The organism is Bradyrhizobium sp. 63_E2_N1_3 (assembly GCF_052076005.1).
GTDB classification, from domain to species: Bacteria; Pseudomonadota; Alphaproteobacteria; order Rhizobiales; family Xanthobacteraceae; genus Bradyrhizobium; species Bradyrhizobium barranii.
This window is the reverse complement of record NZ_CP197235.1, coordinates 7370794-7394066: the sequence shown is the minus strand read 5'-3', so window position 1 is coordinate 7394066 and position 23273 is coordinate 7370794. Positions and strand designations below refer to the sequence as shown.

The following is a 23273-nucleotide window of genomic DNA, read 5'->3' as shown; positions in this document are numbered from 1 at the left end:
ACCTCACGATTAAAACCGACTGATAGTCGGTAAATACCGACCGGTAGTCGAAAAGTCAACTGGCCGGGTGCGACGAATTGGACTAGACGGGAGCGATGGCAAAGCAGGCGGAGCGGCGGGCGGCGACATCGGAGGCGATCCTGACGGCGGCGCGCCGCCTGTTCGGGACGCAGGGCTTTGCCGCGACCACCATGGACGACATCGCGGAGGCCGCGGGCGTCGCCAAGGGCGCGGTCTATCATCACTTCAAGACCAAGGAGGCGGTGTTCGAAGCGGTGTTCGATTCTGTCTCGCGCGATCTCGTCGCCGAGATCGACCGCACCGCGCGCGCCGAGAAGGACGTGCTCGCCGCGATGGTCGCCGGCACCCAGCATTACTTTGCGGCGACCGCCAAGGGGCCGACCGGCCAGATCATCCTGCGCGACGGCCCGGCCGTGCTCGGCTGGGAGCGCTGGCGCGAGATCGACGCGCAGCATTTTGGCGGCAAGATGCCGCGCGCGCTGTCGGTGGCGATGGAGGCCGGCCTCATCGCAAAGCAACCGGTCGAGCCGCTGGCGCGGCTTCTGCTCGGCGCGGTGACGGAAGCGGCGGTCGCCTGCGCCGGACGCGCCGATATCGCAAGGGCAGGGGCGGAATATGCCCGTGCGTTCAAGTCACTGGTCGAGGCGCTGCGTCTACGCGCATGATTGTGCTAGTGACGAACCGGAAACGCCCACCAACAAGAAGAACAGTAGCGCATGAACGCAAATTCCTCCCTCGCGCCGTCCGATCCTGAGTTCGACTACATCATCGTCGGCGCCGGCTCCGCTGGCTGCGTGCTCGCCAACAGGCTGTCGGCGAACGGCAAGCACAGCGTGCTGCTGCTCGAGGCGGGACCTAAGGATTCCAACATCTGGATCCACGTGCCGCTCGGCTACGGAAAACTGTTCAAGGAGAAGACGGTCAACTGGATGTATCAGACCGAGCCGGAGCCCGAATTGAAGGGGCGCCAGGTGTTCCAGCCGCGCGGCAAGACGCTGGGCGGATCGAGCTCGATCAACGGCCTGCTTTATGTCCGCGGCCAGCACGAGGATTACGATCGCTGGCGCCAGCACGGCAATGCCGGCTGGGGCTATGACGACGTGCTGCCCTATTTCAAGAAAGCCGAGAACCAGGCGCGTGGCGCCGATCAATATCACGGCAGCGGCGGCCCGCTGCCGGTGTCCAACATGGTCGTGACCGATCCGCTGTCGAAGGCCTTCATGGATGCCGCGGTCCAGACCGGTCTGCCCTACAATCCCGATTTCAACGGCGCCACGCAGGAGGGCGTCGGCCTGTTCCAGACCACGACGCGCAACGGCCGCCGTGCCTCGACGGCGGTGGCCTATCTTGGACCCGCGAAGACGCGCAGCAATCTCAAGGTCGAGACCGAGGCGCTCGGCCAGCGCGTGCTGTTCGAGGGACGCCGCGCGGTCGGCGTCGAATATCGGCAAGGCGCAACCGTGCGCCGGGCCCGCGCGCGCAAGGAGGTCGTGCTGTCGAGCGGCGCCTACAACTCGCCGCAGCTCCTTCAGCTCTCCGGCGTCGGCCCTGCCGATCTCTTGCGCAAGCACGGCATCGATGTCGTGCTGGACGCGCCGGGCGTCGGCCACGATCTCCAGGACCACATGCAGGTCCGCGTCGTGATGCGCTGCTCGCAGAAGATCACGCTCAACGACACCGTCAATAATCCGTTCCGCCGCACGTTGGCCGGTGCGCGCTATGCGCTGTTCCGGAAGGGCTGGCTGACCATCGCGGCCGGCACGGCCGGCGCCTTCTTCAAGACCAGTCCGCGGCTTGCTTCGCCCGACATCCAGGTGCATTTCCTGCCGTTCTCGACCGACAAGATGGGGGAGAAGCTGCATGATTTTTCCGGGTTCACGGCGTCGGTGTGCCAGCTGCGGCCCGAAAGCCGCGGCTCCTTGCGCATCAAAAGCGCGGACCCGACCGTGCCGCCGGAAATTCGCATCAACTACATGTCCACCGAGACCGACCGCACCACCAATGTCGAAGGCCTGAAGATCCTGCGCAAGATCCTGAATGCGCCGGCGCTGAAGCCGTTCGTGGTCAGCGAGTACGATCCCGGGGCGAAGGTATCCACGGACGCCGAGATTCTGGATTATTGCCGCGAGCGCGGCAGCACCATCTACCATCCGACCTCGACCTGTCGTATGGGCAATGACGCGCTGGCGGTGGTGGACCAGCGGCTGAAGGTGAGGGGGCTCGAAGGCCTTCGCATCGTCGACGGTTCGATCATGCCGGACCTCGTGTCGGGGAATACCAACGCGCCGATCATCATGATCGCCGAAAAGGCCTCCGACATGATATTGGAGGATGCGCGATAAACATTGCGCTGAAAGGACATTCGACTTGGCTACGCGACTGAAGATCGGCACACGCAAGAGCGCGATGGCGCTGGCGCAGACGGAAGAGATTGCGCGCCGCCTGACCGCCGCCATGCCCGATCTCGACGTCGAGATCGTCAAGTTCGACACCACGGGCGATCTCGACCAGACCAGCAAGCTGTTGCCGCATGGCGGCAAGGGCGGCGCCTTCGTGGCGCAGATCCGCGCCGCGGTCCTGTCGGGCGAATTGCAGGCCGCTATGCATTCGCTGAAGGACATGCCCGGCAACGAGGACACGCCCGGCCTCGTCATCGGCGCTACGCTATCGCGCGATCCCCCGAGTGACGCACTGGTGCTGCGCGATGGCGTGACGCTGGAAGCGCTGCGCCAGTCCCGCGGTAAGGGTTTCAAGATCGGCACCAACGCCGTGCGCCGCGCCGCCTATGCGCGGCGGCTGTTTCCCGATGTCGAAGTGATCCACTTCCGCGGCGCCGCCGACACGCGCGTGCGAAAACTCGACAATGGCGAGAAGCAGAAGTTGCCGGATGGCGGCGCGGTTGGTCCCGCCGATGCGCTGATCATGGCGCGTTCCGGCCTCGACCGCGTTGGCCTCTCTCACCGTATCGCCTATGAATTCACCGCGGCGGAGATGCTGCCCGCGGCAGGCCAGGGCATCGTCGCCGTGGAATGCGCCGCGCAGGACTGGCAGACGCGGCAGATCCTGTCATCGATCGACGATCCCTCTGCGCACGCTTCTGCCGATGCGGAGCGCGAGGTGCTGTGGGTGCTCAACGGCCATTGCAATTCGCCGGTGGCGGGTTTTTCGACCATCGCAGGCGATCAGATGTCGCTGACGGCGTCCGTGCTCGACCTCTCCGGCAACACCATCATCGAAGCCTCGCACACAGGCCCCGCCAACCGCCCGCGCGAGCTCGGCCGTGCGGTGGGACTGGATCTGCTGACGAAGGGCGCCGCCGAGATCATCGAGCGCAGCCGGCCGCGCTAGCTGGCCTGTGAAATCGCAATCGGTGGGATGATGCCATCCTGCTCCTGTTTTGCCCGACGTGTCAAACGTCGGCGCAATCTAGTGCGATGACCGCGCATCTGATTTCAGTGCCCTTTAAGTCATTGATCGGGCGTGGTCTCTCTACTGTGCATGGGGTTGTTTTCGCGGTTTTTGTTTCCGCTCCCCTCCGGGACGCAACAAATTAGCCCCGCACGCGCTTCAGCATCTGCTCGACATGGGCGATCGGCGTTTCCGGCTGGATGCCGTGACCGAGATTGAAGATGAAGCGCCCTTGCGCAAAGTTCGCCAGCACGTTGTCCACGGCGCGGTCGAGCGCAGCGCCGCCCGTGATCAGCACCAGCGGATCGAGATTGCCCTGCACGGCGACGCGGCTCTGCACGCGCTCGCGGATGAAGGCCGGCTCGGCAGTCCAGTCGATGCTGACGGCATTCACGCCGGTCGCTTCGACATAACCCGGCAATTGCGCGCCAGCGCCGCGCGGAAAACCGATGATCTTCGCATCGGGCACTTTTGCGCGCACGCCTTCTACGATGCGCCGGGTCGGCTCGACCGACCAGCGCGCGAACTCGGCCGGCGGCAGCACGCCGGCCCAGGTGTCGAAGATCTGCAACGCATCGGCACCGGCCGCGAGTTGCGCCAGCAGATATGCGATCGAGTTCTCCACGAGCACGTCGATGATTGTCGCAAACGCCTCCGGATGCCGGTAGGCCATCATCCGCGCCGGCGCCTGGTCGGGCGTGCCCTGGCCGGCGACCATGTAGGTCGCCACCGTCCACGGCGCTCCGCAGAAGCCGATCAGTGCGGTCTTGGGATCGAGCGCACCGCGCACGAGCCTGAGCGCTTCGAACACCGGTTTGAGCTTGCTGAAGTCGGCGTGCGCGGCGAGCGTCACGACTTTTGCGGGATCATCCAGCGGCTCCAGCCGAGGACCCTCGCCAACCTCGAACCGCACGGAACGGCCGAGCGCATAGGGGATCACGAGGATGTCGGAGAAGATGATCGCTGCATCGAAGCCGAACCTGCGGATCGGCTGCAGCGTCACTTCGGCGGCAAGCTCCGGGTTGAAGCAGAGATCGAGGAAGCCGCCGGCCTTGGCCCGCACCTCGCGATATTCCGGCAGATAACGCCCGGCCTGCCGCATCATCCACATGGGCGGGGTAGCCTGGCGCTGGCCGGAGAGCACGTCGATGAAGGGCTTTGTCGCAGACTGGGGCACGGACGGTCCTATCAAGATTGAGGTTCCTGATACACTGCCGGAAGCCGGAGCGGAACAGTGGAACCAGCGCAAATGCGCCGCGTTGACCTCCCAATCGAGGAGGACTCCATGGCTGAGACATTCAATCCCGCGCCGCACGACAAGCACGCTGATGATCTTGGCAAGGCGCTGGCCGCCGATCGCCATACCAAGCTTGAAGCCGGGCTGGAGGACAGTTTCCCTGCGTCCGATCCGGTCAGCGCTGCGCAGCCGACACCGTCGAAGGCCGATGCGGACGCCGACAGTCCCTCGCTCTGGGACAAGGTTAAGTCGATCTTCAGCTAAGGCCGACGTTCAGCGAGCGCCGGGGCGCTCGGTTTCCGATAGGGTCGCTAACGCATTGTTAGCGATCCAACGACGCTCCAGTCCGTAGGAGTACGGGAAAACCCGCATAACGCTGCGAATGTCCTCAAGCGTTTCAGGGTTCAATAACAGAAGCGGTGGAAGTTCCGGCGATCGGAGATTTCTGCCGCATGACCGTCGCCTCACAAAGAGCCGGATGGAGCCGCCTGCCGTTGCGCGCGGCGGCGTTCGTCGTGCTCACTTGTGCGACCATCCTCGGCGTCAGCGGCTGGCGTGAATGGGCCGCGCGCGATGCCGTGCTCAAGGGCGCCGAGACCGAGATGGCGAATGTTGCGCGCTCGCTGACGCAGCATGCGGAGGACAGCCTCGACCTGCTGGATTCCGGCGTCGTCGGCGTCGTCAGCCGGCTGGAGATGGACGGCGCCGAACCCGCCACGATCGCCAAGCTCAGGAACCTCTTGGAGGCGCGCAAGAAGGCGATCGCGCGCATTCACAGCCTCGCCATCATCGACGACCAGGGCAACTGGCTGACCTCGCCGGGCACGATCGGCTCGACCCTCAGCGACGACGCTTTCTTCCGTCATCACCAGCTGTCCTCGAAACGGGAGCCTCATGTCGGCCATCCGGTGCGGAGCCAGCTCGATGGCGAATGGGTCGTCACCCTGTCGCGCCGCTTCAACAAGCAGGACGGCAGCTTCGGCGGTGTCGTGCTTGCGACCATCAGTGCGAACTATCTCGCGCATTTCTACGAGCAGTTCGAGCTCGGCCGCAACAGCTCCGTGGCGCTCGTGCACGGCGACGGCATGATCATCGCGCGCAATCCAAGCAACGACAGGTTCGTCGGCCGCAGCGTCGCCGACACCCCGCTATTCCGCGACGCGAGCCTGCAGCAGCCGGGCGGCGCATACCATTTCAGGTCGCCGCTGGACGGCGCCGAGCGCGTCAGCTTCTTCAAGCGCTCTGGCCGTTATCCGCTCGTCCTGCTTGCCATGGTCGACAAGGCCGAACTGCTGGCGCCCTGGCGCGCCGCGGCGATCTCCCGCATGCTCTACGTGCTCGCGCTGGTCGTGCTGATCGCGGTCATCGGCGCGGTGCTGGTGCGGCAGTTGCAGCGGGGCCAGCGCATGGCCGCGGCCCTGGTCGAGAAAGAGGCGCATTTCCGCCTGCTCGCGGAAGGCTCCAGCGACATGGTGACCCGCATCGGGCTCGACGAGCGGCTGCGCTATGTCTCGCCCTCGTCGGTTCGCGTCGTCGGCTGGCGGCCCAATCAGCTGATCGGAACGCCGGCGCTCGCCGGCATCCATGCGGATGATCGGCCGCAGGTCCAGGCGCTCGTCGATGCCATGAAGCGCGGCGAAAAGGACGAGGCGCGCGTCACCTATCGCAACGCGCACCGGCAAAACTCGGAAGTCTGGCTCGAATCGACCATGCGGGTGACGCGCAAGGAAAACGGCAACGTCGACGGGGTGGTCGCGATCTCGCGCGACATCACCGAGCAGAAGAAGCTGGAGACCAGGCTCGAGACACTCGCAATCGAGGACAGCCTCACCGGGCTCGCCAACCGCCGCCGCTTCGACGAACGGTTGAAGGAGGAATGGGCGCGCGCCTATCGCGACCGCTCCAGCCTCGCTTTGCTGATGATCGACGTCGATCACTTCAAGGCCTACAACGACGAATACGGCCACCCCGCAGGCGATGCCTGTCTGCGTGTGGTGGCGAAGGTCATCGCGGCCGAGATGCAGCGCGCCGGAGATCTGGCTGCGCGCTACGGCGGCGAGGAATTCGCCATGCTGCTGCCGAACACCGATGCCGCCGGCTGCGCGCGGATCGGCGAGCGGATCCGCCGGGCGATCCGCGAGGCGGGCCTCGTCCACAGCACCAATCACGCGTCGGGCTGCGTCACCGCTTCGCTCGGCGGCGCGGCCTGCCGGCCCGCGCTGGAACGCACCGCCGGCGTGGGCTCGCTCGTCGAGGCTGCCGATCAGGCGCTCTATGCGGCGAAGCAGGGTGGGCGCGACCGCCTGATGATGTCGGTCGAGGTGGCGAGCCTGCTGCCGAAGGCGTCAGGGCTGTAGCCCATCATCCTCAATAATGCGGCGGGGGCTCGTTGGCGGGGCCCGGCGCATTCGTCTCGGCTTCCTGAAGTCGCTCGCCGAGCTCTGCGATCTTCCGCGTCAGCGCGTCGATCTGCTTCCATTGCGCGGTGATCGTCTGGTTGAGCGTCTCGATCGTATCGTCCTGATAGGCGATGCGCGTCTCCAGCGTGTCGATGCGCTCGCCCAGCGTCTTGATGTCACTCGTCACGGTCGTGCCCCAATTCCTGTTCGCGTAGGCCCCGTTCGCGCAAGCCATGACTGAGTGCGACGCGCTCGTCGAATACAAAACATTCGCCGCGCCAGCGGCTCTGCGCCTCCGGCACCTCTTCGAGATATTTGAGGATACCGCCCTTGAGGTGATAGACCTCAGCAAAGCCGCGCGCGAGCAGATGCGCGCTCGCCTTCTCGCAGCGGATGCCGCCGGTGCAGAACATCGCGATCCTGCGGTGCTTTGCCGGATCGAGCTGCTCGGCGGCAAAATCCTTGAACTGGCCAAAGCTCTTGATCTCGGGATCGACCGCACCCTCGAACGTGCCCATCGCCACCTCGAAGGCGTTGCGCGTGTCGAGCACCAGCGTGTCGGGTGCTGCGATCAGCGCGTTCCATTCGGCGGCCTCGACGTACGTGCCGACCTGCCGCGTCGGATCTGCGGCCTCGTCGCCGAGCGTGACGATCTCCTTCTTCAGCCGCACCTTGAGCCGGCCGAACGGCATCGCCTCGGCGGTCGAGAATTTCAGCTCGAGATTGTTCAGCCGGCCGCCGAACAGGGCGCCGTGCGCGAGCTCGTGGACGAAGGCGTCGATCGCCTCGGGCGCACCCGCAATCGTGCCGTTGATACCTTCCTGGGCGAGCAGCACGCTGCCCTTGAGCGCGAGGCCTGCGCAGAACGCGCGCAACGGCTCGCGCAGCTCGCGGTAATCGGGCAGGGCGGCGAATTGGTAAAAGGCGGCGACCTTGTGGATCATGGCGGCTCGTTTAGCAGGCGGCCGCCGCCCAGAAAACCCGCATGGCCCCGGACGGCAAAAGGTCTATACGCCCAGCGGATGGCAGCTATTTCGCTGGTATGCCAGCATTGCCCCGACGGGCCGGAATGTGTCATGTAGGCCCGGTTTTTCCGAGACGGCGCGCCCTCCGCGCCGACGGCCCAAGAGAGCCCCCCAAGAGAGCCCTGAGAGAGCAAAACTTCGATGAGAAACTTCCATTTCCCCGGCAGGTCCACCGTCCACGCCACCAACGCGATGGTCGCGACCTCGCATCCGCAGGCCTCCCTGGCCGCGATCGAGGTGCTGCGCGAGGGCGGCACGGCGGTGGATGCGGCGGTGGCGGGTTCGGCGCTGCTCGGCGTGATCGAACCGCAATCGACCGGCATCGGCGGCGACTGCTTTGCGCTGATCCAGCCGCGCGGCGAGGGCAAGATCATCGCCTATAACGGCTCCGGCCGGGCCCCGAAGGCGGCGAACGCCGACTGGTATCTCGAGCGCAAGATCAATTCCGTGCCGCTGACCTCGGCGCATGCGGTCTCGATCCCGGGCGTGATCGACGCCTTCGCGACCGTGCTGCGCGATCACGGCAAGTTCGGCTTCGACCGCCTGCTGCAGCCCGCGATCAAGGCGGCCGAGGAAGGTTACGTGGTTGCCCCCCGCATCGCCTTCGACTGGAAGAACCAGTTCGAGAAGCTGAAGGGTGGCACCAATACCGTGCGTTACCTGTTGCCGGGCGGCAAGCCGCCGGTCGCCGGCGACATCATCCGCCAGGCCGAGCTCGGCAAGACGCTGCGCGCGATCGCCAAGGACGGCCGCGACGCGTTCTACAAGGGCGCGATCGCGGAGGACATGGTCGAGACCCTCAGGGAGATCGGCGGCCTGCACACGCTCGACGATTTCGCCGCCCACACCACCGAGACGACGACGCCGATCGGTACCAACTACAAGGGTTACGACGTCTGGCAGTGCCCGCCGAACGGCCCGGGCGTCACCGCGCTCTTGATGCTCAACATCCTGTCGCGGTTCGACCTGACCAAGTACGCGCCGCTCAGCATCGAGCGCTTCCATCTCGAAGCCGAAGCCGCGCGCATCGCCTACATGAATCGCGAGATGCATGTCGCCGACCCTGAGCATATGAAGATCGACGTCGCCGAAATGCTCGCGAAGGGCTTTGCCGACGAGTACATCAGCAAGATCCGCATGGACGGCATGCTCGACCTGCCGAACGTCGCGCCGCCGATGAATCCCTCGACCATCTACATCACGGTCGTGGACAAGGATCGCAACGTCTGCTCGTTCATCAATTCGATCGCGCATTCCTTCGGCTCGGCGATCGTCTCGAACAAGACCGGCGTGCTGTTCCAGAACCGCGCCGGCGGCTTCCGCATCCAGCCCGGCCATCCCAATTGCATCGCCGGCGGCAAGCGCCCGCTGCACACGATCATGCCGAGCCTCCTCACCAAGGGCGGCCGCTCCGTGATGCCGTTCGCGGTGATGGGCGGACAGTACCAGCCCGTCGGCCAGACCCACGTCGTGACCAACATTCTCGACTATGGCTGCGACGTGCAGGAGGCGATCGACATGCCGCGCGGTCTGCACTACGAGGGCCAGTACCAGCTCGAGGACAGCGTGCCTGCCGATATCGTCGAAGGCCTGAAGAAGCTCGGCCACAAGACCACCAGCGTGGTCGGCCCGCTCGGCGGCGCCCAGGCGATCTGGATCGACTGGGACAAGGGCACGCTCACCGGCGGTTCCGATCCACGCAAGGACGGCTGCGCGCTGGGCTATTAAGGGCCGAGGGCTGGAAACGATTGCTTCGTTGCGCTAGACACCTTCCGCCTCAAACGGAAGGTCTCTTATGCAGCGTTTCCAGCGCGCGCTCCTCGCCATCATGTCGGCACTCGCGATCACCGTGATCGGCAGCGTGTCGACATTCGTTTCCACCACGGCCTCGGCCCAGACCGCAGGAAAACCCATGACAACAGCTTCAGGCTTGCAGACCATTGATAGCGTCGTCGGCACCGGTGCCTCGCCGAAACCCGGCCAGATCTGCGTGATGCACTACACCGGCTGGCTCTACGAGAACGGCCAGAAGGGTAAGAAATTCGACTCGTCGGTCGACCGGAACGAGCCGTTCGAGTTTCCGATCGGCAAGGGCCGCGTCATCGCCGGCTGGGACGAGGGCGTTGCCACGATGAAGGTCGGCGGCAAGCGTACGCTGATCATCCCGCCGCAACTCGGCTACGGCGCCCGCGGCGCCGGCGGCGTGATCCCGCCGAACGCGACTTTGATGTTCGACGTGGAATTGCTCGCGGTGAAGTGAGCCTGCTTCGTCATGCCCGGGCTTGTCCCGGGCATCCACGTTCTTTCCTTCGTGCAGCCAAGACGTGGATGGCCGGGACAGGCCCGGCCATGACGGATAGAGATCAGCGCAAAACAAAAAGACCGGCCTCGCGGCCGGTCTTTTCGCTTTCAGATTGACGCGCGTCACTCCGCCGCGCGCTTTGCCGCGGCTGCGGCGCGATCGATTGCTTCCTTCGCGGCGTCCTTGGCGTCGCCCATGGCCTGCTGGCCCTTGCCCTTCACTTCCTGGACCACGCCTTCGCCCTTCAGGCGATCGGAACCGGTGGCTTCACCGATGCCCTGCTTGGCTTTGCCAATGGCCTCGTTGGCGGTGCCCTTGATCTTGTCGCTCGTGCTACCCATGAAACTCTCCTTCCAGTTGGCTCGCGAAAACAACGCCTGCCGACTACGAGAGTTCCGATTTTGGGTATGGCTTGATAGGCCCGCTTTGGTTAGCTTGCCGCGCACGGAACCAACAGAAAGCAAGTCCCATGACCGGCCATGACCACACGCATTCCCACCATGACCACGATCATGACGATCGCTGGAAACATGACGGTGTGCGCGTCATTCCCGGCAATCAGCTCGATACCAACGTGCCGTCGACGGCGGGCATGGACCGCGCGGCCGCGATCAATTTCGCACGCGTCGGCGCGCAGAAATTGTGGGCGGGCACGGTCAGCATCAAGCCGGACGCCAAGACCGGTGCGCATCACCACGGCCATCTCGAAAGCGTCATCTACGTGGTGAAGGGCAAGGCGCGGATGCGCTGGGGCGAGAGCTTGCAATTCACGGCGGAGGCCGGCCCCGGCGATTTCATCTTCGTCCCGCCTTACGTGCCGCATCAGGAGATCAACGCCAGCCGGGACGAGGTGCTGGAATGCGTGCTGGTGCGCAGCGACGGCGAGGCGGTCGCGATCAACCTCGACATCGAGCCGGTCGAGAAGCCCGAGACCGTGCTGTGGATCGACCCCGTGCACCGGGATCCCAACGAGAAGAAGTAAGGGCCTGAAAGCCTGCTGGTTCTGTACGACAGAACCACGCAGGGCACAGCCTTCAAAAAATATTCGGAAGCCGTGTCGGATGGCCGTCGGGCCATCCGTCCTTGGGCAGAACCCCGCCCAAGGAGCCTCCGATGCCCAAAATGATCTTCGTCAATCTGCCGGTGACCGACCTCAAGCGCGCGACGGCCTTTTACGAGGCGGTCGGAGCGGTCAGGAACCCGCAATTCAGCGACGAGACGGCGAGCTGCATGGTCTTCTCCGAGACCATCTTCGCCATGCTCCTGACCCACGACAAATTCCGCAAGTTCACGCCGAAGCCGATCGCGGATGCCAAGACCTCGAACCAGGTGCTGCTCTGCCTGTCGGCCGACAGCCGCGACGAGGTCGATGACGTCGTCGGCAAGGCCGAGGCCGCGGGCGGTGTGGCCGATCCAAGCCCGAAGGACGAATACAGCTTTATGTACGGCCGCAGCTTCGAGGATCCGGACGGTCATATGTGGGGCGTGAACTGGATGGACATGGCAGCCTTCGCCGCGCAGTCCGACATGGCGAACGCCTGACCGAAGCCAACGAACATCGACCATCTCAAGAGGAGCATTCACGATGTCCAAGCTCGTGCCCTGCATGTGGTTCAACGGCGATGCCGAGGAAGCCGCGAAGTTCTACGTGTCGCTCGTTCCGAACTCGGAAATCACGCACGTCCAGCGCAACGTTTCGGACGGCCCGTCCGGCAAGACCGGCTCCGTGCTCGTCGTCGAGTTCACGGTGGCCGGGCAGCCCCTGGTCGCGCTCAACGGCGGCATGAAGGTGGAATATACCCACGCAATCTCCCTGATGATCCATTGCGACGACCAGGCTCAGGTCGACAGCGTCTGGAGCGCGTTCCTTGCTCATGGCGGCAAGGAGCAGCAGTGCGGCTGGATCAGCGATCGCTGGGGCGTATCCTGGCAGGTGGTGCCGAAGGTGATGTTCGAATTCCTGTCGAGCCCCGACAAGGCCGCGGCTGCGCGCGCGATGCAAGCCATGATGACGATGGTGAAGCTCGATGTGGAAGTGCTCCGGCGGGCGTTCGAGGGCAAGTCGGCAGCGTGACGTGGCATGCTCTGGCCACATATTGACTGTCATCGCCCGACTTGATCGGGCGATCCAGTACTCCGAGACGCTAGTGGTCAATCGATAGGCCGCGGCGTACTGGATGCCCCGGTCAAGCCGGGGCATGACAGCGGAATTTGGGGCGAGATCCCGCCCTAGTAATTGATCCTTAGCCCCACGCCGCCATGGATGGTGTTCCCCACCGGCTGCGGGCCCAGCGTGCCGTTGGCGAACAGGTCCACGATCCAGCCCTTCTGCACGCGGAAGCCGAGGCGGCCGCCATATTCGAACCAACCCTGGTTGCCCATCGTCGGCACCACCAGGCCGTCGCCGGTCACGGTGGCGACGATGCCGCCATGGCTGGCGAAGGACTGCACCCAGCCGCCATTGACATTGGCCTCGATGTTGCTGCCGAAGAGGTGCGTCCACTGGCCGCCGATCTTGACCAGGCTGGTGCGGTCGGTGCCGGTCGCAATGGAGGCGTCGAACGGATTGAACGCCACGGCGCTGTCCGAATAGCCGGAGACGCGCTGCCAGAGCTGCCAGACTTCGATCGAGGCCGCGAATTCGTCGCGCGGGGACACGCGGCTCATCCAGCCGGCACGGCCATAGACGGCGTAGTTCGACGCGTTGGTCGAGCCCGTGACGCTCACCGGCCCGAGGCTGGTGTTGTAGTTGCGGGTGTAGCGCGCCTTCTCCCACGGCGTCAGGATGGTGCCGACGTCGAAGAACGGGCGCGACGAGCCCCAGTCGGTGAAGTCATAGCGCAGAGCGAAGGCGCCGATCGGCGCGCTGGTGATATTGTAGCCGCCCTCGCTGTATTGCGTGTAGGCGATGCCGGCGAGCAGCGACAGGTTGTTGGTGAGCTCCTTGCGGCCGTGGATGCCGGCCGAGAACGAGCCGGCGGAGCCGAATGCGCTGATGCAGTCGCTGCAATTGACCTGCTCGTTGACGCCGAGCAGCACCGTGCCGAGCACCCGGTTGGTGATCATCTGGTTGAAGCGCTGGTTGGCGAGGCCGCCGATCGAATTGCCGCTGGAGTCCGCGCCGGTCGGGCCCGAAGGTGGAGGCGGTGGATACGGGCTCGGCGAGGACGACGGATAGGGGCTTGGCGAAGGGGAGGGGGTCGGTGTGGGTGTCGGCGACGGCGACGGTGAATAGGTCGGCGACGGAGAGGGCGTCGGCCCACCGCATCCGGACTCGCAAGACGCCTGCGCTGCCGCCGGTCGCGCATTGAACGCGAAGAACGCAAACGCAGCGGTTGCGGTCAGCGCGGCGGCGAGGACGAAGCGCTTGACGTCGAGTTTCGCCATCATCACCGCCCGCACAGCATGCCGTCGTCGTGGACGGCAGGCGTGATGGTCGGCGAGGCGTCCGCATACTGGTTGACCGAGCACAGCCCGGCGCTTGCGGCGCAGTTGGCGGCAAAGGTCCAGGGCGGCGTGTTGGTCTTGGTGATGCTAACCTTGCCGCCGGCCGAGGTGATGATTGCAGTGTCGCCGGGCTGGGTGAGCTGCACGCACTGGGAGCTCGTCGTGCAGACGCTGGCGGCTCCGTCCTGGAGCACGACGACGGAGCGGCCGCGCTGGGAGAGGATGTCGAGCGTGGTGCCGCGCACGCCGATGGTCGCGAGCGGTGTCGTGATCTTGTAGGCGGTCTTTTCCGAATGTCCGGTGACGAAACGGAATGCGCCTGTGGTCATGCGGATCGCGACGTCGCGATAGCTGTGCTCGTCGTTGAAGACGGTGCGGTCGAGCTTCAGCGTGGCGCTAGGGCCGAGCGACAGATTGGTGCTGTCGGCCATGACGAAGCGCGCAGCGCTATCGGCGCCGGTGCGCACAGTCTCGTCGCGCAGCATGCTGTCGCCGACACTGATCGGCGTCGTGGTCGTGGCCACGCGCACCACGTCGTTCTGGATCACGACGGCTTCGCCGACGCGCGTCTGTGCCTGCGCGCAAGGCGCCGCGCAGACGAGTGCCGACAACAGAGTGGGGAAAAGCCAGAAACGCAAATTCATTTCGCAACCGATCGATATGTCCCTGATCGTACCGGATCGCGCGCGCTTCTGATGTGGCGAAATTATCACAAGCGGCGCTGGACGTGCGTTATGCTTAGTGACAGTTGCGGCAGAATGCGTTCAATGAAAAGTGCCGTCTTTGTTTTTCTCCGCGGTGAAGCAGATTTGCCACGCAAAATAGCCCCACAGCAGCCGTTCGAATTGCCCTCGGTTCCGAAGGTGTCGCAGAGCGCAGTGATCGCTGTCGCGATTTTCCTGGTCGCGCATCTCGCGCTGCTGATCGGCCTGACGGCGCCGGAGAAGTTCGTCTTCGACGAGGTGCATTACGTGCCGGCGGCACGGCAGATGCTGACACCCACGATGTCGCAACCGATGCTCAATCCGATGCATCCGCCGCTGGCCAAGGAGCTGATGGCGGCATCGATCGCCGCCTTCGGCGACAATGCGCTGGGCTGGCGCTATCCGTCGACCTTGTTCGGTGCGCTCGCGATCGTCGCGATCTATCTGTGCGGGCTCGCGCTGTTCTCCGCGCAAGGGCCCGCGATCGCCGCCGCGGCGATCGCGGGCTTCAACCAGATGCTTTACGTGCAGGCGCGCATCGCCATGCTGGACATTTACGCGCTCGGATTCGGCCTGCTCGCGATTGCCGCCTTCATGCACGGCTTTCGAAGAGAGCGCCCGCATGCGTTGTTCGCGCTCGCTGGCGCCTTGTTTGGCCTCGCCGCGACTTGCAAATGGAGCGGCCTGTTTCCGCTCGGCATCTGCATCGTGATGGTTGCGGTGATCCGCCTGATGCAGGGCTGGCACACACTGTTTGCCGACGCGAAGCCGAGCGACTGGTATCGGCCCGATCTCTGGCCCGGTTTTCGGGTGCAGCATGTCGCGCTCTGTTTCGCCGTGCTGCCGGCGCTGACATATCTTGCCGCTTTCGTGCCGCTCTACGGAGCGTCGCTGCCGGATCTGATCGAGGCGCAGCGCCGGATATTCGCCGACAACACCACGACCGCGATCGCCGGCCATACCTATATGAGCGCGTGGCCATCCTGGCCGCTGCTCGCGCGCCCGGTGTGGTTCCTATTCGACAAGACCTCGGAGAACAATGTCTCCGCGATCGTCTTCCTCGGCAATCCGCTGGTCGCGTGGCCGGCGCTGCTCGCGCTCGCCGTCGTGTTGCGCGACTTCATCGTCGCTCGCCGCTGGGATGCGTTCCTGATCGCGACGTTCTATTTCGGCTCCTGGCTCGCCTGGGCCTTGCTGCCGCGCACGCTCGGCTTCCTCTACTATTATCTGCCGGCCGCAACCGTGGCGTCGCTTGCGCTGGTCTATGTGCTGCGACGAGAGGGGCTGCCGCGCTGGCTGCTGTGGGCCTATGTCGGGGTCGCGGCGATCGGCTTTGCGGTGATGCTGCCGATCTCGGCGGCCTTCATCGGCACGTCCATGCAGACGTTCAACCGGTTGATGCTGTTCCAGAGCTGGATATGAAATCGCCGCCTGTCACGATCGGGGCAGGCGGCGTATTTCACGCGGCGATGATTTGAAGTTCACTTGGACAGTTTACTTGGACAATCTACTTGGACGCCGTCGTCTTGGCTTCCATGTTGACGACCTGGACGCGGCGGTTGATCGGGTCGGCGCCGTTGGCGGTGTCCTTCAGCTTGGTCTTGCCATAGCCGACGGTGACGAGCTCTGTGCCGTTGAGACCATAGTTCTGCACCAGGTACTTCTTGATGGTGTCGGCGCGCCGTTCGGAGAGGCCTTGATTGTACTCCTCGCCGCCGATCGCATCGGTGTGGCCGGCGACCACGAAGGTCGAGCCCTTCAGCGACGGATCGGACAGCGCCTTGCCGAGCGCCTGCACCGACGGCACCGACGTCTTGGCGATGTCGGCCGAGTTGTAGTCGAACTGGATCTCCAGATCGATCTTCGGCTTGGTGGCGGCGAGCTCGGCGATCTGCTCGCGCTCGCCCATCGAGAGCGACCGGGTCGAGCGGTTGCGCACCGTGTTCAGGAACGTCGCTTCCTTGGCCTGCGCGGTCGGATCGGCCTGCGGACCGACGGACAGGCCGCGGGTTGCCGGCTTCGGCTTCAGCGCATCCAGAATCTGGTTAGCAGAGACGTTATCCCCGGCGAAAGCCAGGCCGGCCGTCATCGACAGCGCGGCCGTGAGGGTAATCGCCTTCAATCCAAAAAACTTATCAAAACGGGTCATTGTCGCATCCTCGCTGTTACGCCTGATGGCGATTTGATGTTGCGAGCGTAGGGAAGGTTCAACAGCCTCGATGTGATGCGGGTCACATTCCAGACGACCGAAATGACCCGTGCATCCTAGCGCCGGCGCCGATCGGCATCCATGGCATGTCGGGCCAGCGGCGGTGCCCTGCCACCGGGAAGAACCGCCGTCTCATTCGGCATCGACAGCTGAACCGGCTGGACTCGCAGCCCGAGCAGGTACAATCTTTCGGCCATTGTTCGTCACCAGCCGTATTGCCCGCTGCGTCAGCAGCCCGAAAAGCGACCGTCGCAGCGACTCTCAGCTCGGTTCGAGCAGCAGAAATCCCCGAGTGATCCAGATCACAGTGCGTCGTTGTGAACTGGATCAGATTGCTCTCATCGGATCGGCTCAGGCCGAACCGAGAGCAGCGAGGAAGTTTGGATCAGGGGAGAATGATCATGCGCTTCTTGATCGCAGCAATTTCAATCGCAGTATTTCTCGTCAGCGGCAACGCGGCCTTCGCGGACAAGCGCGTCGCCTTCGTGGTCGGCAACGCCGCCTACAAGAATGTCCCGCAGCTTCCCAACCCCGCGATCGATTCCAAGGCGATGGCCAGGGTGCTGCGCAATGTCGGCTTCGACGTCGTCGAGGGCGCCAACCTCACCCGCGATGCCATGACCGCGAAGCTTCTGGAGTTCGGCAAGAAGAGCGAAGGCGCCGACGTCGCTGTGTTCTTCTATGCCGGCCACGGGATTGCCGTGAACGGCGTCAACTACCTGTTGCCGGTCGACGCAGACCTGAAATCCGAGATGGACGTCAAGCTGGGCGCGGCGATCAATGTCGACCTCACGCTCGATCAGACCATGTCTGACGCGAAGGTGAAGCTCGTGTTCCTGGACGCCTGCCGCGACAATCCGTTCGCGGCAAAGATCCGCTCGGCCAAGGCCACCCGCTCCGTCAACGTCCAGACCGGTCTTGCCGAGATGAAGTCGGGCGAGGGTACGCTGATTGCCTTTGCCACCGGCCCCGGCCAGACCGCGCTCGACGGCGAAGCCGGCACCAACAGCCCGTTCACCCGCGCGCTCGTCGCCAACATTGCCCAGCCCGGGATCGAGATCCAGCAGGCGATGACCAAGGTCCGTGCCCAGGTCAGTGACGAGACCAGCAAGGGGCAATTGCCCTGGGGGCACACCAACCTCACGGGCAACGTCTATCTCAATCCGGTCGGCGTGCCGGCTGCGGCCACGACCGATCCGTCGAACGCACCGGTGTTGGCCGCGAGCAAGCAAGGCTCCGACGTCGAGCTCGAGTTCTGGCGCTCGATCAGGGACTCCAACAAGGTCGAGGAGCTCAACGCCTATCTCACCAGCTATCCCAACGGCACGTTCAAATCGATCGCGCTCGCCCGCATCGCGGCGTTGCAGGATGGTCCATCCATCACCACCCGCAACCTCTCGGCCGGGATCGATCCCGCGACCTTTACGGAAGAAGCCAACCAGGTGTCTGAAGACCAGATCGGCCTGGACAAGAACCAGCGCCGCGACGTGCAGCGCCGCCTCACCGGGCTCGGCTTCGACGTCAAGGCGACGGGCAAGTTCGATGATGAGACCCGTTCCGTGATGAGGCGGTGGCAGGCTGCCCGTGTCTATCCTGCGACTGGTTACCTTAACAAGCTCCAGCACAAGGCCCTGCTGTCGGAGATTGTCTCGACCCGCGCGGCCTCCTCCGAACAGGCAGACGACGAGCCGGCGCGTCGCCGGTCCTCCGGCGGTGGCGGCCGGCGCCATTACGGCGGTGGCGGTGCCGGTCCGCCAGGCGGCCCCGGCGGTCTGTTCGGCGGTATGATGGGCGGGTTGTTCGGCCGCCGCTGAGCCGGCAGGCAAGCAACAGGCGGCCCGGCTCGGGCCGCCAATTTGTTCCGGAAACCCTTGCTCACCGATCGTCGCAAAGCCGTCGCGTGATGGCCTGCGTGCGAACAAGAATTCGGCCAGTTGGGCGCCTAGCAGGACTCCGCGTCCAATAACCGCCGAGGAACGGAGCCGAGTTCAGTCCAGTGCCCAGGCCGAGTGATTACCAGTTCTATCGTGGCGGGCCGCCGGATCGGACAGTCTTTCTGAGCTCAATGCCCATCTATGTCGGTGCGGCGATGATCGCGGTGGCGATCCTGCTGTCCACGCTGATCACCGGGCTGAGCAGCCGTTATGTCGGCCTCGACGGTCCGAACGACGAGAACATGTGGCTGGTCGACCGCCTCACCGGCAGCGTCTATCGCTGCCAGGCGGAGGTGCGTGGCAAAGCGTCCTGCGAGCCTGACGTTGCCACCGGCAGCCTCGGTGACCGGCCCAAGGTGCAAAAGAACGGCAATTGAGGCCTTTCACCCTCGCAGCGCAGCCATGGCCAACACCGTTATGAGCAACGGCAAGATGAAGAGCGCCTGCACGCATTACATGAAGGCGCAGAAGGCCATGTCGATGAAGTGAGGCGCGAGGCGCGCACGGTTCGGCCGCGCTGTCAGCAGTTGGCAGCGCGGCTTTTTCTTGAGAAAGCTTCTTTGGCGTCTCTCTTTTTCCTGGCGCGAATCCGGCTACATTGCCTCCTGCAATGTCACGCGCGCCCAAACCCTTTCCGATCCCCACGACACAGGCCCGGCAGATCTGGCTGCATGCCCAGCGGCTGGACGAGCGCGCGCCGTTCGGGGAGGGCGCGCGCGCGGTGGCGGATGCGATCGACCATCTCGGTTATGTGCAGATCGACACCATCAACGTCATCGAGCGCAGCCACCACCACATCCTGTTCAGCCGCATTCCGTCCTACCGGCGTGCCGATCTGCGCCAGGCCCAGAGCGTCGACAGGAGCGTGTTCGAATACTGGACCCATGCGCTGTCCTATGTGCCGGCGAACGATTTTCGCTTCTTCCTGCCGGCGATGCGCGAGCACCGGCGCGAGGGGCACAAATGGTACGCCTCGGTCAAGCCGGCCGATACGCGCAAGGTGATGCGGCTCCTGCGCGCCGGTCCGCTGACGATCCGCGACATCGAGGACGACGTGCTCACCGAGAAGGAGCATCTCTGGCAGAGCCGAAAGCCCTCGAAGCGGGCTTTGCAGCTCGCCTTCTACACCGGCGTCGCGACCGTCAGCGCGCGCCAGGGCATGCTCAAGACCTATGAGCTGATGACGCGGCACTTCGGCTGGGACAAGCTGCCGAAGCCGGCGTCGGCGAGAGACATCACGGCCTATCTGCTCGACCGCGCGCTGCGGTCGCAGGGCTTGGTCAGTCTGGATTCGATCTGCCACCTCGATGCGCCGAGCAAGAAGGCGATCGCTCAGCTGGTCGCCTCACGCATCCGCCGCGGTGAGCTCGTGCCCGTTGCGATCGAGGGCGCCGGCAAGCAGGAGCATTGGGCCGCGCCTGCGGCGCTGGAGCCGGGTGAGGGCGCTTCGCCCGATCTCGTTCACATCCTCTCGCCGTTCGATCCCCTGATCATCCAGCGCAAGCGCACCAATCTGTTCTTCGGCTACAACCACCTGTTCGAAGCCTATGTGCCGAAGGCCAAGCGCAAGCTCGGCTATTTCGCGTTGCCCGTGCTGGTGGGCGATGAGATCGTCGCGGCGCTTGACCTCAAGACCGACCGTCAGGCGAAGAAGCTGTTGATGCAGAAATGGACCTGGGTCGGGCAGGGGAAGAAGACGGCGGGGCGCAAGGAGCTGAAGCGCGTGATCGAGGAGGAGCTCGATCGCTTCGAGCGGTTTCAATTGACAGAGTGAGGGGCGCTCGCCACGGCGTCGGTCCCGTAGGGTGGGCAAAGCGACTTGTCCGCCGTAGCTCGAAGAGCGAAGGCGGAAGCGTGCCCACCATCGTGGTCCGCGAAGGAGAACGGTGGGCACGGCGCTAACGCGCCTTTGCCCACCCTACAAGACCATCAATCCAAACGCCGAACGCAATCCCGACCGCATAGGCCACCAGATTCCACAGCGAGAAGATCCGTCCTAACAGCAGCGCGCCCGCGGTGGTGAGCCGAAACGCATCGAGCCAGGGCGCATGCACCAGCCGGGAGAACTCGACGGCGATCGCGATCGCCACGGCGATGGCTGCAAGTCGGCTCCGCGACATCCCCGGCAGCAAAACCCCGACTAGCAGAAACACCATCGTCGCCCATAGCAGCGAGCCGCCATATTTCACCACGAAGGCGGGAAGCCCAAGCGGAAAGCCGTACCAGCGCAAGGACAGCCCGCAGGCGATCACGACCAGCGCAAGGGCGGCGCGGGTCAGCGACCTCCGTCGCAGCGCAACAGGTTTATCCGGCTGCGCCCCGTGCATTGCTTGCTCCATTGACTCTTTCGCAGCGATGCTGAAAACCCCGGATCAGCCCATAAGAGCAACAACCCCGGGGGGAAGCCTTGAGCCAGACCACGACCTATGCCGGTTCCGCCGGCTCAGCCAAGTCGGAAATCGAGACCTCGACGATCCGTGCCATCTCCTGGCGCCTGATTCCGTTCCTGGTGCTGGCCTACTTCTTCTCCTATCTCGACCGCGTCAATCTCGGCTTCGCCGCGCTGACCATGAACGCGGAGCTGAAGTTCACGCCGCTGATCTTCTCCTGGGGCGCCGGCATCTTCTTCATCGGCTATTTCATTTTCGAGGTGCCGAGCAACCTGGCGCTGGAAAAATTCGGCGCGAGCCGCTGGATCGCCCGCATCATGGTGACCTGGGGCATCATCTCGGCGCTGATGGCGCTGGTCAGCGGCGTGACGAGCTTCTACGTGCTGCGCTTCCTGCTCGGCGTCGCCGAGGCCGGCTTCTTCCCCGGCATCATCCTCTATCTCACCTACTGGTACCCGGCCGAGTATCGCGCCCGCTTCCTCGCCGCCTTCGCCATCGCTGTCCCGGTCTCCACCGTGATCGGCGCGCCGGTCTCGGGCCTGCTGCTCGGGCTCGACGGCGCGATGGGGCTGAAGGGCTGGCAGTGGTTGTTCATCATCGAAGGCATCCCCTCGGTGCTGCTGGGCATCGTCACCTGGTTCTATCTCACCGACAGGCCGGAGAAGGCGGACTGGCTCTCGGCCGATCAGAAGGCCTGGCTCAAGTCCAGGCTCGATTCGGAAATCGCGGCCAAGCAGGCGGTGAAGCATCTGTCGCTCGGCGAGGCGCTGTCGTCGCCGAAGGTGATCATGCTGAGCCTCGTCTATTTCGGCTTCGTCGGCGCGCTCTATGGCATGCAGTTCTGGCTGCCGCAGATCGTCAAGGCGTTCGGCCTCACCAACGCCCAGACCGGCTTCGTCACCGCGATCCCGTATCTGTTCGGCACCATCGCCATGATCCTGTGGGCGCGGCATTCCGATGCGACGCGCGAGCGCGTGATGCATGTCGGCGCGCCGCTGCTGCTCACCGCCGTCGCGCTGGCCGTCTCCTCCTATCTCACCGATCCCACCATGACGATGGTGGTGCTCACCGTCGCGGCGATCGGCGTGTTCTGCTGCTTCGGCGTGTTCTGGACCCTGCCGACCGCCTGGCTCTCCGGCACGGCGGCGGCCGGCGCCATCGCGCTGATCAACTCGATCGGCAACCTCGCCGGCTTCGGCGGTCCCTACCTGATCGGCTGGGTCAAGGAAGCCACCGGCCAGACCTCGACCGGCTTGCTGGTGCTGGCCGTCCTGCCCCTGATCGCCGGCATCCTAGTGTTTGTCGGCGGCCACGAGAGCAAGCACGAGTTCGCCGGGCAGGGGCGTTAGAGCTGCACCCACCACTGCGTAGCCCGGATGGAGCGAAGCGAAATCCGGGAGCGCTCGAGCTACAGCCTGCAGGCCGCGGATTGAGCTGCGCTCCATCCGGGCTAATCTGCACTGGCGCTTCTCTGCGAACCAGCCAGTCCGAGAAACACCAGAATAGCGCGATTGAGACGCAGCAGGTCGTCATCGTCTAGGCGTCCCACTAACGTTCCTACCTTGGCTTTTGGCACTGTAGTAATCTTGTCGACCATAAGTCGAGACGGAGCTCGAAGGCCGTTGCCGTCGTTCGGCTCGACCTTGAGCCGGAAAAGTGGCGCCTCGGTTTCGTCGGTCGTGAAGGCGCAGACAGTGATGGAGTTCGTCGCGTCAAAGCTGTCGTCCTGCACGATGACGACGGGGCGCGGCTTGCCCGCATAGTCCTTGCCGCCTGCCACCGTCCAGACCTCACCTCGCTTCATTCATCGGTCCAATCGGATACGGCATCAATGAAGCCTTGGTCTTCGGATTCATGTGAGCTCGTTGCGACCGCAAGCGATTGGCGATGGGCTTCCGATTGGAAGGAGGGCGAGCGGATATCCGGCACCCAGATCTGGATCGGCCGCAGGCCTTGTGCACGCAATCGATCGCGGTGGGCCTGCACCTTCATACGAGACGGCTTGGGCTTTGAAGGGCTCATATGTATTTCCGTTGGTTACATGTAACCCTATCAAGAAATGGTGCGCGTTGCTAGCGGCACAAGGCTCACCAATCCTTACCGCCCCTTAACGATCACGCTTTCCTGATGACTGACGATTATTGACTTTTATCAGTGATTAGTCGACATTCCTCTCATTGCAGTCGCGGGAGTGTCC

The 23273-nt window shown here is 64.4% G+C and carries 26 protein-coding genes; 15 read left to right on the top strand and 11 right to left on the bottom strand.

Annotation, left to right across the window (positions count from 1 at the left end; translation table 11 throughout):
- Positions 1 to 95: 95 nt before the first annotated feature.
- From AB7531_RS35120 to hemC, 3 genes are read left to right on the top strand one after another with little or no spacing between them, the layout of a single operon-like run.
- Positions 96 to 686 (top strand): TetR/AcrR family transcriptional regulator, encoded by a 591-nt coding sequence (locus AB7531_RS35120; protein WP_063985215.1) that lies wholly within the window; start codon positions 96 to 98, stop codon positions 684 to 686.
- Positions 687 to 737: 51 nt separating this feature from the next.
- Entirely contained in the window at positions 738 to 2363 is a 1626-nt protein-coding gene (locus AB7531_RS35115) for a GMC family oxidoreductase (RefSeq protein ID WP_063985214.1), read from the top strand.
- 25 nt (positions 2364 to 2388) lie between these two features.
- A complete protein-coding gene (hemC, locus tag AB7531_RS35110; RefSeq protein WP_084795284.1) occupies positions 2389 to 3369 on the top strand; it encodes a hydroxymethylbilane synthase in 981 nt (326 codons plus the stop codon).
- Between the two features lie 202 nt (positions 3370 to 3571).
- Here the strand turns inward: hemC and hemE are convergent, their stop codons facing one another.
- The gene (hemE, locus tag AB7531_RS35105; protein ID WP_063985212.1) at positions 3572 to 4606 is read right to left on the bottom strand and encodes a uroporphyrinogen decarboxylase; all 1035 of its coding nucleotides are present in this window, start codon (positions 4604 to 4606) and stop codon (positions 3572 to 3574) included.
- Positions 4607 to 4714: 108 nt separating this feature from the next.
- Here hemE and AB7531_RS35100 point away from each other — a divergent pair, with 108 nt between their 5' ends.
- Together AB7531_RS35100 and AB7531_RS35095 are read left to right on the top strand one after the other, a co-directional pair.
- The gene (locus tag AB7531_RS35100; protein WP_014497480.1) at positions 4715 to 4930 is read left to right on the top strand and encodes a hypothetical protein; all 216 of its coding nucleotides are present in this window, start codon (positions 4715 to 4717) and stop codon (positions 4928 to 4930) included.
- A 188-nt stretch (positions 4931 to 5118) separates the two neighbouring features.
- A complete protein-coding gene (locus AB7531_RS35095; RefSeq protein WP_063985211.1) occupies positions 5119 to 7023 on the top strand; it encodes a diguanylate cyclase domain-containing protein in 1905 nt (634 codons plus the stop codon).
- A gap of 10 nt (positions 7024 to 7033) precedes the next feature.
- On the opposite strand, the gene AB7531_RS35090 is transcribed toward AB7531_RS35095, so the two are convergent.
- Positions 7034 to 7252, bottom strand: coding sequence for a SlyX family protein (locus AB7531_RS35090; RefSeq protein ID WP_063985210.1), 219 nt, complete (start codon positions 7250 to 7252; stop codon positions 7034 to 7036).
- A complete protein-coding gene (gene trhO / locus AB7531_RS35085) occupies positions 7242 to 8009 on the bottom strand; it encodes an oxygen-dependent tRNA uridine(34) hydroxylase TrhO (RefSeq protein ID WP_084795283.1) in 768 nt (255 codons plus the stop codon). The genes AB7531_RS35090 and trhO overlap by 11 nt, the downstream gene beginning before the upstream one ends.
- Positions 8010 to 8231: 222 nt before the next feature.
- Between trhO and ggt the strand changes: the two genes are divergently transcribed.
- Positions 8232 to 9818 carry a gamma-glutamyltransferase gene (gene ggt, locus AB7531_RS35080; RefSeq protein WP_063985209.1) on the top strand — a complete coding sequence of 529 codons (1587 nt, stop codon included), beginning with the start codon at positions 8232 to 8234 and terminating at the stop codon, positions 9816 to 9818.
- 33 nt (positions 9819 to 9851) lie between these two features.
- On the opposite strand, the gene AB7531_RS35075 is transcribed toward ggt, so the two are convergent.
- Positions 9852 to 10004, bottom strand: coding sequence for a hypothetical protein (locus tag AB7531_RS35075; protein ID WP_224517873.1), 153 nt, complete (start codon positions 10002 to 10004; stop codon positions 9852 to 9854).
- Here AB7531_RS35075 and AB7531_RS35070 point away from each other — a divergent pair.
- Complete coding sequence (locus AB7531_RS35070) at positions 9940 to 10350, top strand: FKBP-type peptidyl-prolyl cis-trans isomerase (RefSeq protein WP_234678579.1); 411 nt, start codon at positions 9940 to 9942, stop codon at positions 10348 to 10350. The genes AB7531_RS35075 and AB7531_RS35070 overlap by 65 nt on opposite strands.
- Positions 10351 to 10514: 164 nt before the next feature.
- Here the strand turns inward: AB7531_RS35070 and AB7531_RS35065 are convergent, their stop codons facing one another.
- Positions 10515 to 10733: a CsbD family protein gene (locus tag AB7531_RS35065; RefSeq protein WP_028148583.1), complete on the bottom strand. Its 219-nt coding sequence runs from the start codon at positions 10731 to 10733 to the stop codon at positions 10515 to 10517.
- Between the two features lie 128 nt (positions 10734 to 10861).
- On the opposite strand from AB7531_RS35065, the gene AB7531_RS35060 reads away from it, so the two are divergent.
- From AB7531_RS35060 to AB7531_RS35050, 3 genes are all read left to right on the top strand, one after another.
- A complete protein-coding gene (locus AB7531_RS35060) occupies positions 10862 to 11374 on the top strand; it encodes a cupin domain-containing protein (RefSeq protein WP_028148584.1) in 513 nt (170 codons plus the stop codon).
- A gap of 131 nt (positions 11375 to 11505) precedes the next feature.
- Positions 11506 to 11934, top strand: a complete 429-nt coding sequence (locus AB7531_RS35055) for a VOC family protein (protein ID WP_014497472.1) — start codon at positions 11506 to 11508, stop codon at positions 11932 to 11934.
- 43 nt (positions 11935 to 11977) lie between these two features.
- A complete protein-coding gene (locus AB7531_RS35050) occupies positions 11978 to 12466 on the top strand; it encodes a VOC family protein (protein WP_063985208.1) in 489 nt (162 codons plus the stop codon).
- A gap of 155 nt (positions 12467 to 12621) precedes the next feature.
- Here the strand turns inward: AB7531_RS35050 and AB7531_RS35045 are convergent, their stop codons facing one another.
- Together AB7531_RS35045 and AB7531_RS35040 are read right to left on the bottom strand one after the other, a co-directional pair.
- Positions 12622 to 13779, bottom strand: coding sequence for a hypothetical protein (locus AB7531_RS35045; RefSeq protein ID WP_063986641.1), 1158 nt, complete (start codon positions 13777 to 13779; stop codon positions 12622 to 12624).
- A 2-nt stretch (positions 13780 to 13781) separates the two neighbouring features.
- The gene (locus tag AB7531_RS35040; RefSeq protein ID WP_063985207.1) at positions 13782 to 14483 is read right to left on the bottom strand and encodes a FecR family protein; all 702 of its coding nucleotides are present in this window, start codon (positions 14481 to 14483) and stop codon (positions 13782 to 13784) included.
- Between the two features lie 51 nt (positions 14484 to 14534).
- On the opposite strand from AB7531_RS35040, the gene AB7531_RS35035 reads away from it, so the two are divergent.
- Complete coding sequence (locus AB7531_RS35035; RefSeq protein WP_187387798.1) at positions 14535 to 15965, top strand: phospholipid carrier-dependent glycosyltransferase; 1431 nt, start codon at positions 14535 to 14537, stop codon at positions 15963 to 15965.
- An 85-nt stretch (positions 15966 to 16050) separates the two neighbouring features.
- Here AB7531_RS35035 and AB7531_RS35030 read toward each other — a convergent pair whose 3' ends face one another.
- Positions 16051 to 16692 (bottom strand): OmpA family protein, encoded by a 642-nt coding sequence (locus tag AB7531_RS35030; protein WP_063985205.1) that lies wholly within the window; start codon positions 16690 to 16692, stop codon positions 16051 to 16053.
- A 461-nt stretch (positions 16693 to 17153) separates the two neighbouring features.
- Here AB7531_RS35030 and AB7531_RS35025 point away from each other — a divergent pair, with 461 nt between their 5' ends.
- The 3 genes from AB7531_RS35025 to AB7531_RS35015 all read left to right on the top strand — a co-directional run bounded on the left by AB7531_RS35025 (position 17154) and on the right by AB7531_RS35015 (position 20460).
- Positions 17154 to 18566, top strand: a complete 1413-nt coding sequence (locus tag AB7531_RS35025; protein WP_063986640.1) for a caspase family protein — start codon at positions 17154 to 17156, stop codon at positions 18564 to 18566.
- A 251-nt stretch (positions 18567 to 18817) separates the two neighbouring features.
- On the top strand, positions 18818 to 19063 hold the full coding sequence (locus AB7531_RS35020) for a hypothetical protein (RefSeq protein ID WP_063985204.1): 246 nt from the start codon (positions 18818 to 18820) through the stop codon (positions 19061 to 19063).
- 233 nt (positions 19064 to 19296) lie between these two features.
- Positions 19297 to 20460, top strand: a complete 1164-nt coding sequence (locus tag AB7531_RS35015; RefSeq protein ID WP_063985203.1) for a winged helix-turn-helix domain-containing protein — start codon at positions 19297 to 19299, stop codon at positions 20458 to 20460.
- A 124-nt stretch (positions 20461 to 20584) separates the two neighbouring features.
- Here AB7531_RS35015 and AB7531_RS35010 read toward each other — a convergent pair whose 3' ends face one another.
- On the bottom strand, positions 20585 to 21013 hold the full coding sequence (locus AB7531_RS35010; protein WP_063985202.1) for a ribosomal maturation YjgA family protein: 429 nt from the start codon (positions 21011 to 21013) through the stop codon (positions 20585 to 20587).
- 80 nt (positions 21014 to 21093) lie between these two features.
- Here AB7531_RS35010 and AB7531_RS35005 point away from each other — a divergent pair, with 80 nt between their 5' ends.
- Positions 21094 to 22425 carry an MFS transporter gene (locus tag AB7531_RS35005; RefSeq protein ID WP_063985201.1) on the top strand — a complete coding sequence of 444 codons (1332 nt, stop codon included), beginning with the start codon at positions 21094 to 21096 and terminating at the stop codon, positions 22423 to 22425.
- Positions 22426 to 22526: 101 nt separating this feature from the next.
- On the opposite strand, the gene AB7531_RS35000 is transcribed toward AB7531_RS35005, so the two are convergent.
- Complete coding sequence (locus tag AB7531_RS35000) at positions 22527 to 22880, bottom strand: type II toxin-antitoxin system PemK/MazF family toxin (RefSeq protein ID WP_063985200.1); 354 nt, start codon at positions 22878 to 22880, stop codon at positions 22527 to 22529.
- A complete protein-coding gene (locus AB7531_RS34995; protein WP_063985199.1) occupies positions 22877 to 23098 on the bottom strand; it encodes an antitoxin MazE family protein in 222 nt (73 codons plus the stop codon). Before AB7531_RS34995 ends, AB7531_RS35000 begins: the two co-directional genes overlap by 4 nt.
- Positions 23099 to 23273: the final 175 nt, after the last annotated feature.

What these genes read in the sequence shown, in the direction of transcription:
- AB7531_RS35100 (WP_014497480.1), top strand. Translation starts at nt 4,715, where the DNA reads ATGGCTGAGACATTCAATCCCGCGCCGCACGACAAGCACGCTGATGAT.
- AB7531_RS35055 (WP_014497472.1), top strand. Translation starts at nt 11,506, where the DNA reads ATGCCCAAAATGATCTTCGTCAATCTGCCGGTGACCGACCTCAAGCGC.
- AB7531_RS35040 (WP_063985207.1), bottom strand. Translation starts at nt 14,483, where the DNA reads ATGAATTTGCGTTTCTGGCTTTTCCCCACTCTGTTGTCGGCACTCGTC.
- AB7531_RS35115 (WP_063985214.1), top strand. Translation starts at nt 738, where the DNA reads ATGAACGCAAATTCCTCCCTCGCGCCGTCCGATCCTGAGTTCGACTAC.
- AB7531_RS35030 (WP_063985205.1), bottom strand. Translation starts at nt 16,692, where the DNA reads ATGACCCGTTTTGATAAGTTTTTTGGATTGAAGGCGATTACCCTCACG.
- AB7531_RS35050 (WP_063985208.1), top strand. Translation starts at nt 11,978, where the DNA reads ATGTCCAAGCTCGTGCCCTGCATGTGGTTCAACGGCGATGCCGAGGAA.
- AB7531_RS35120 (WP_063985215.1), top strand. Translation starts at nt 96, where the DNA reads ATGGCAAAGCAGGCGGAGCGGCGGGCGGCGACATCGGAGGCGATCCTG.
- AB7531_RS35020 (WP_063985204.1), top strand. Translation starts at nt 18,818, where the DNA reads ATGCCCATCTATGTCGGTGCGGCGATGATCGCGGTGGCGATCCTGCTG.
- AB7531_RS35075 (WP_224517873.1), bottom strand. Translation starts at nt 10,004, where the DNA reads ATGGGTTTTCCTGCGGTCTGGGCCGAGGCCGTGGTGGAAACGAATGTC.
- AB7531_RS34995 (WP_063985199.1), bottom strand. Translation starts at nt 23,098, where the DNA reads ATGAGCCCTTCAAAGCCCAAGCCGTCTCGTATGAAGGTGCAGGCCCAC.
- AB7531_RS35025 (WP_063986640.1), top strand. Translation starts at nt 17,154, where the DNA reads ATGCGCTTCTTGATCGCAGCAATTTCAATCGCAGTATTTCTCGTCAGC.
- AB7531_RS35010 (WP_063985202.1), bottom strand. Translation starts at nt 21,013, where the DNA reads ATGCACGGGGCGCAGCCGGATAAACCTGTTGCGCTGCGACGGAGGTCG.
- AB7531_RS35060 (WP_028148584.1), top strand. Translation starts at nt 10,862, where the DNA reads ATGACCGGCCATGACCACACGCATTCCCACCATGACCACGATCATGAC.
- AB7531_RS35000 (WP_063985200.1), bottom strand. Translation starts at nt 22,880, where the DNA reads ATGAAGCGAGGTGAGGTCTGGACGGTGGCAGGCGGCAAGGACTATGCG.
- ggt (WP_063985209.1), top strand. Translation starts at nt 8,232, where the DNA reads ATGAGAAACTTCCATTTCCCCGGCAGGTCCACCGTCCACGCCACCAAC.
- AB7531_RS35045 (WP_063986641.1), bottom strand. Translation starts at nt 13,779, where the DNA reads ATGGCGAAACTCGACGTCAAGCGCTTCGTCCTCGCCGCCGCGCTGACC.
- AB7531_RS35065 (WP_028148583.1), bottom strand. Translation starts at nt 10,733, where the DNA reads ATGGGTAGCACGAGCGACAAGATCAAGGGCACCGCCAACGAGGCCATT.
- AB7531_RS35095 (WP_063985211.1), top strand. Translation starts at nt 5,119, where the DNA reads ATGACCGTCGCCTCACAAAGAGCCGGATGGAGCCGCCTGCCGTTGCGC.
- AB7531_RS35015 (WP_063985203.1), top strand. Translation starts at nt 19,297, where the DNA reads ATGTCACGCGCGCCCAAACCCTTTCCGATCCCCACGACACAGGCCCGG.
- trhO (WP_084795283.1), bottom strand. Translation starts at nt 8,009, where the DNA reads ATGATCCACAAGGTCGCCGCCTTTTACCAATTCGCCGCCCTGCCCGAT.
- AB7531_RS35035 (WP_187387798.1), top strand. Translation starts at nt 14,535, where the DNA reads ATGTGGCGAAATTATCACAAGCGGCGCTGGACGTGCGTTATGCTTAGT.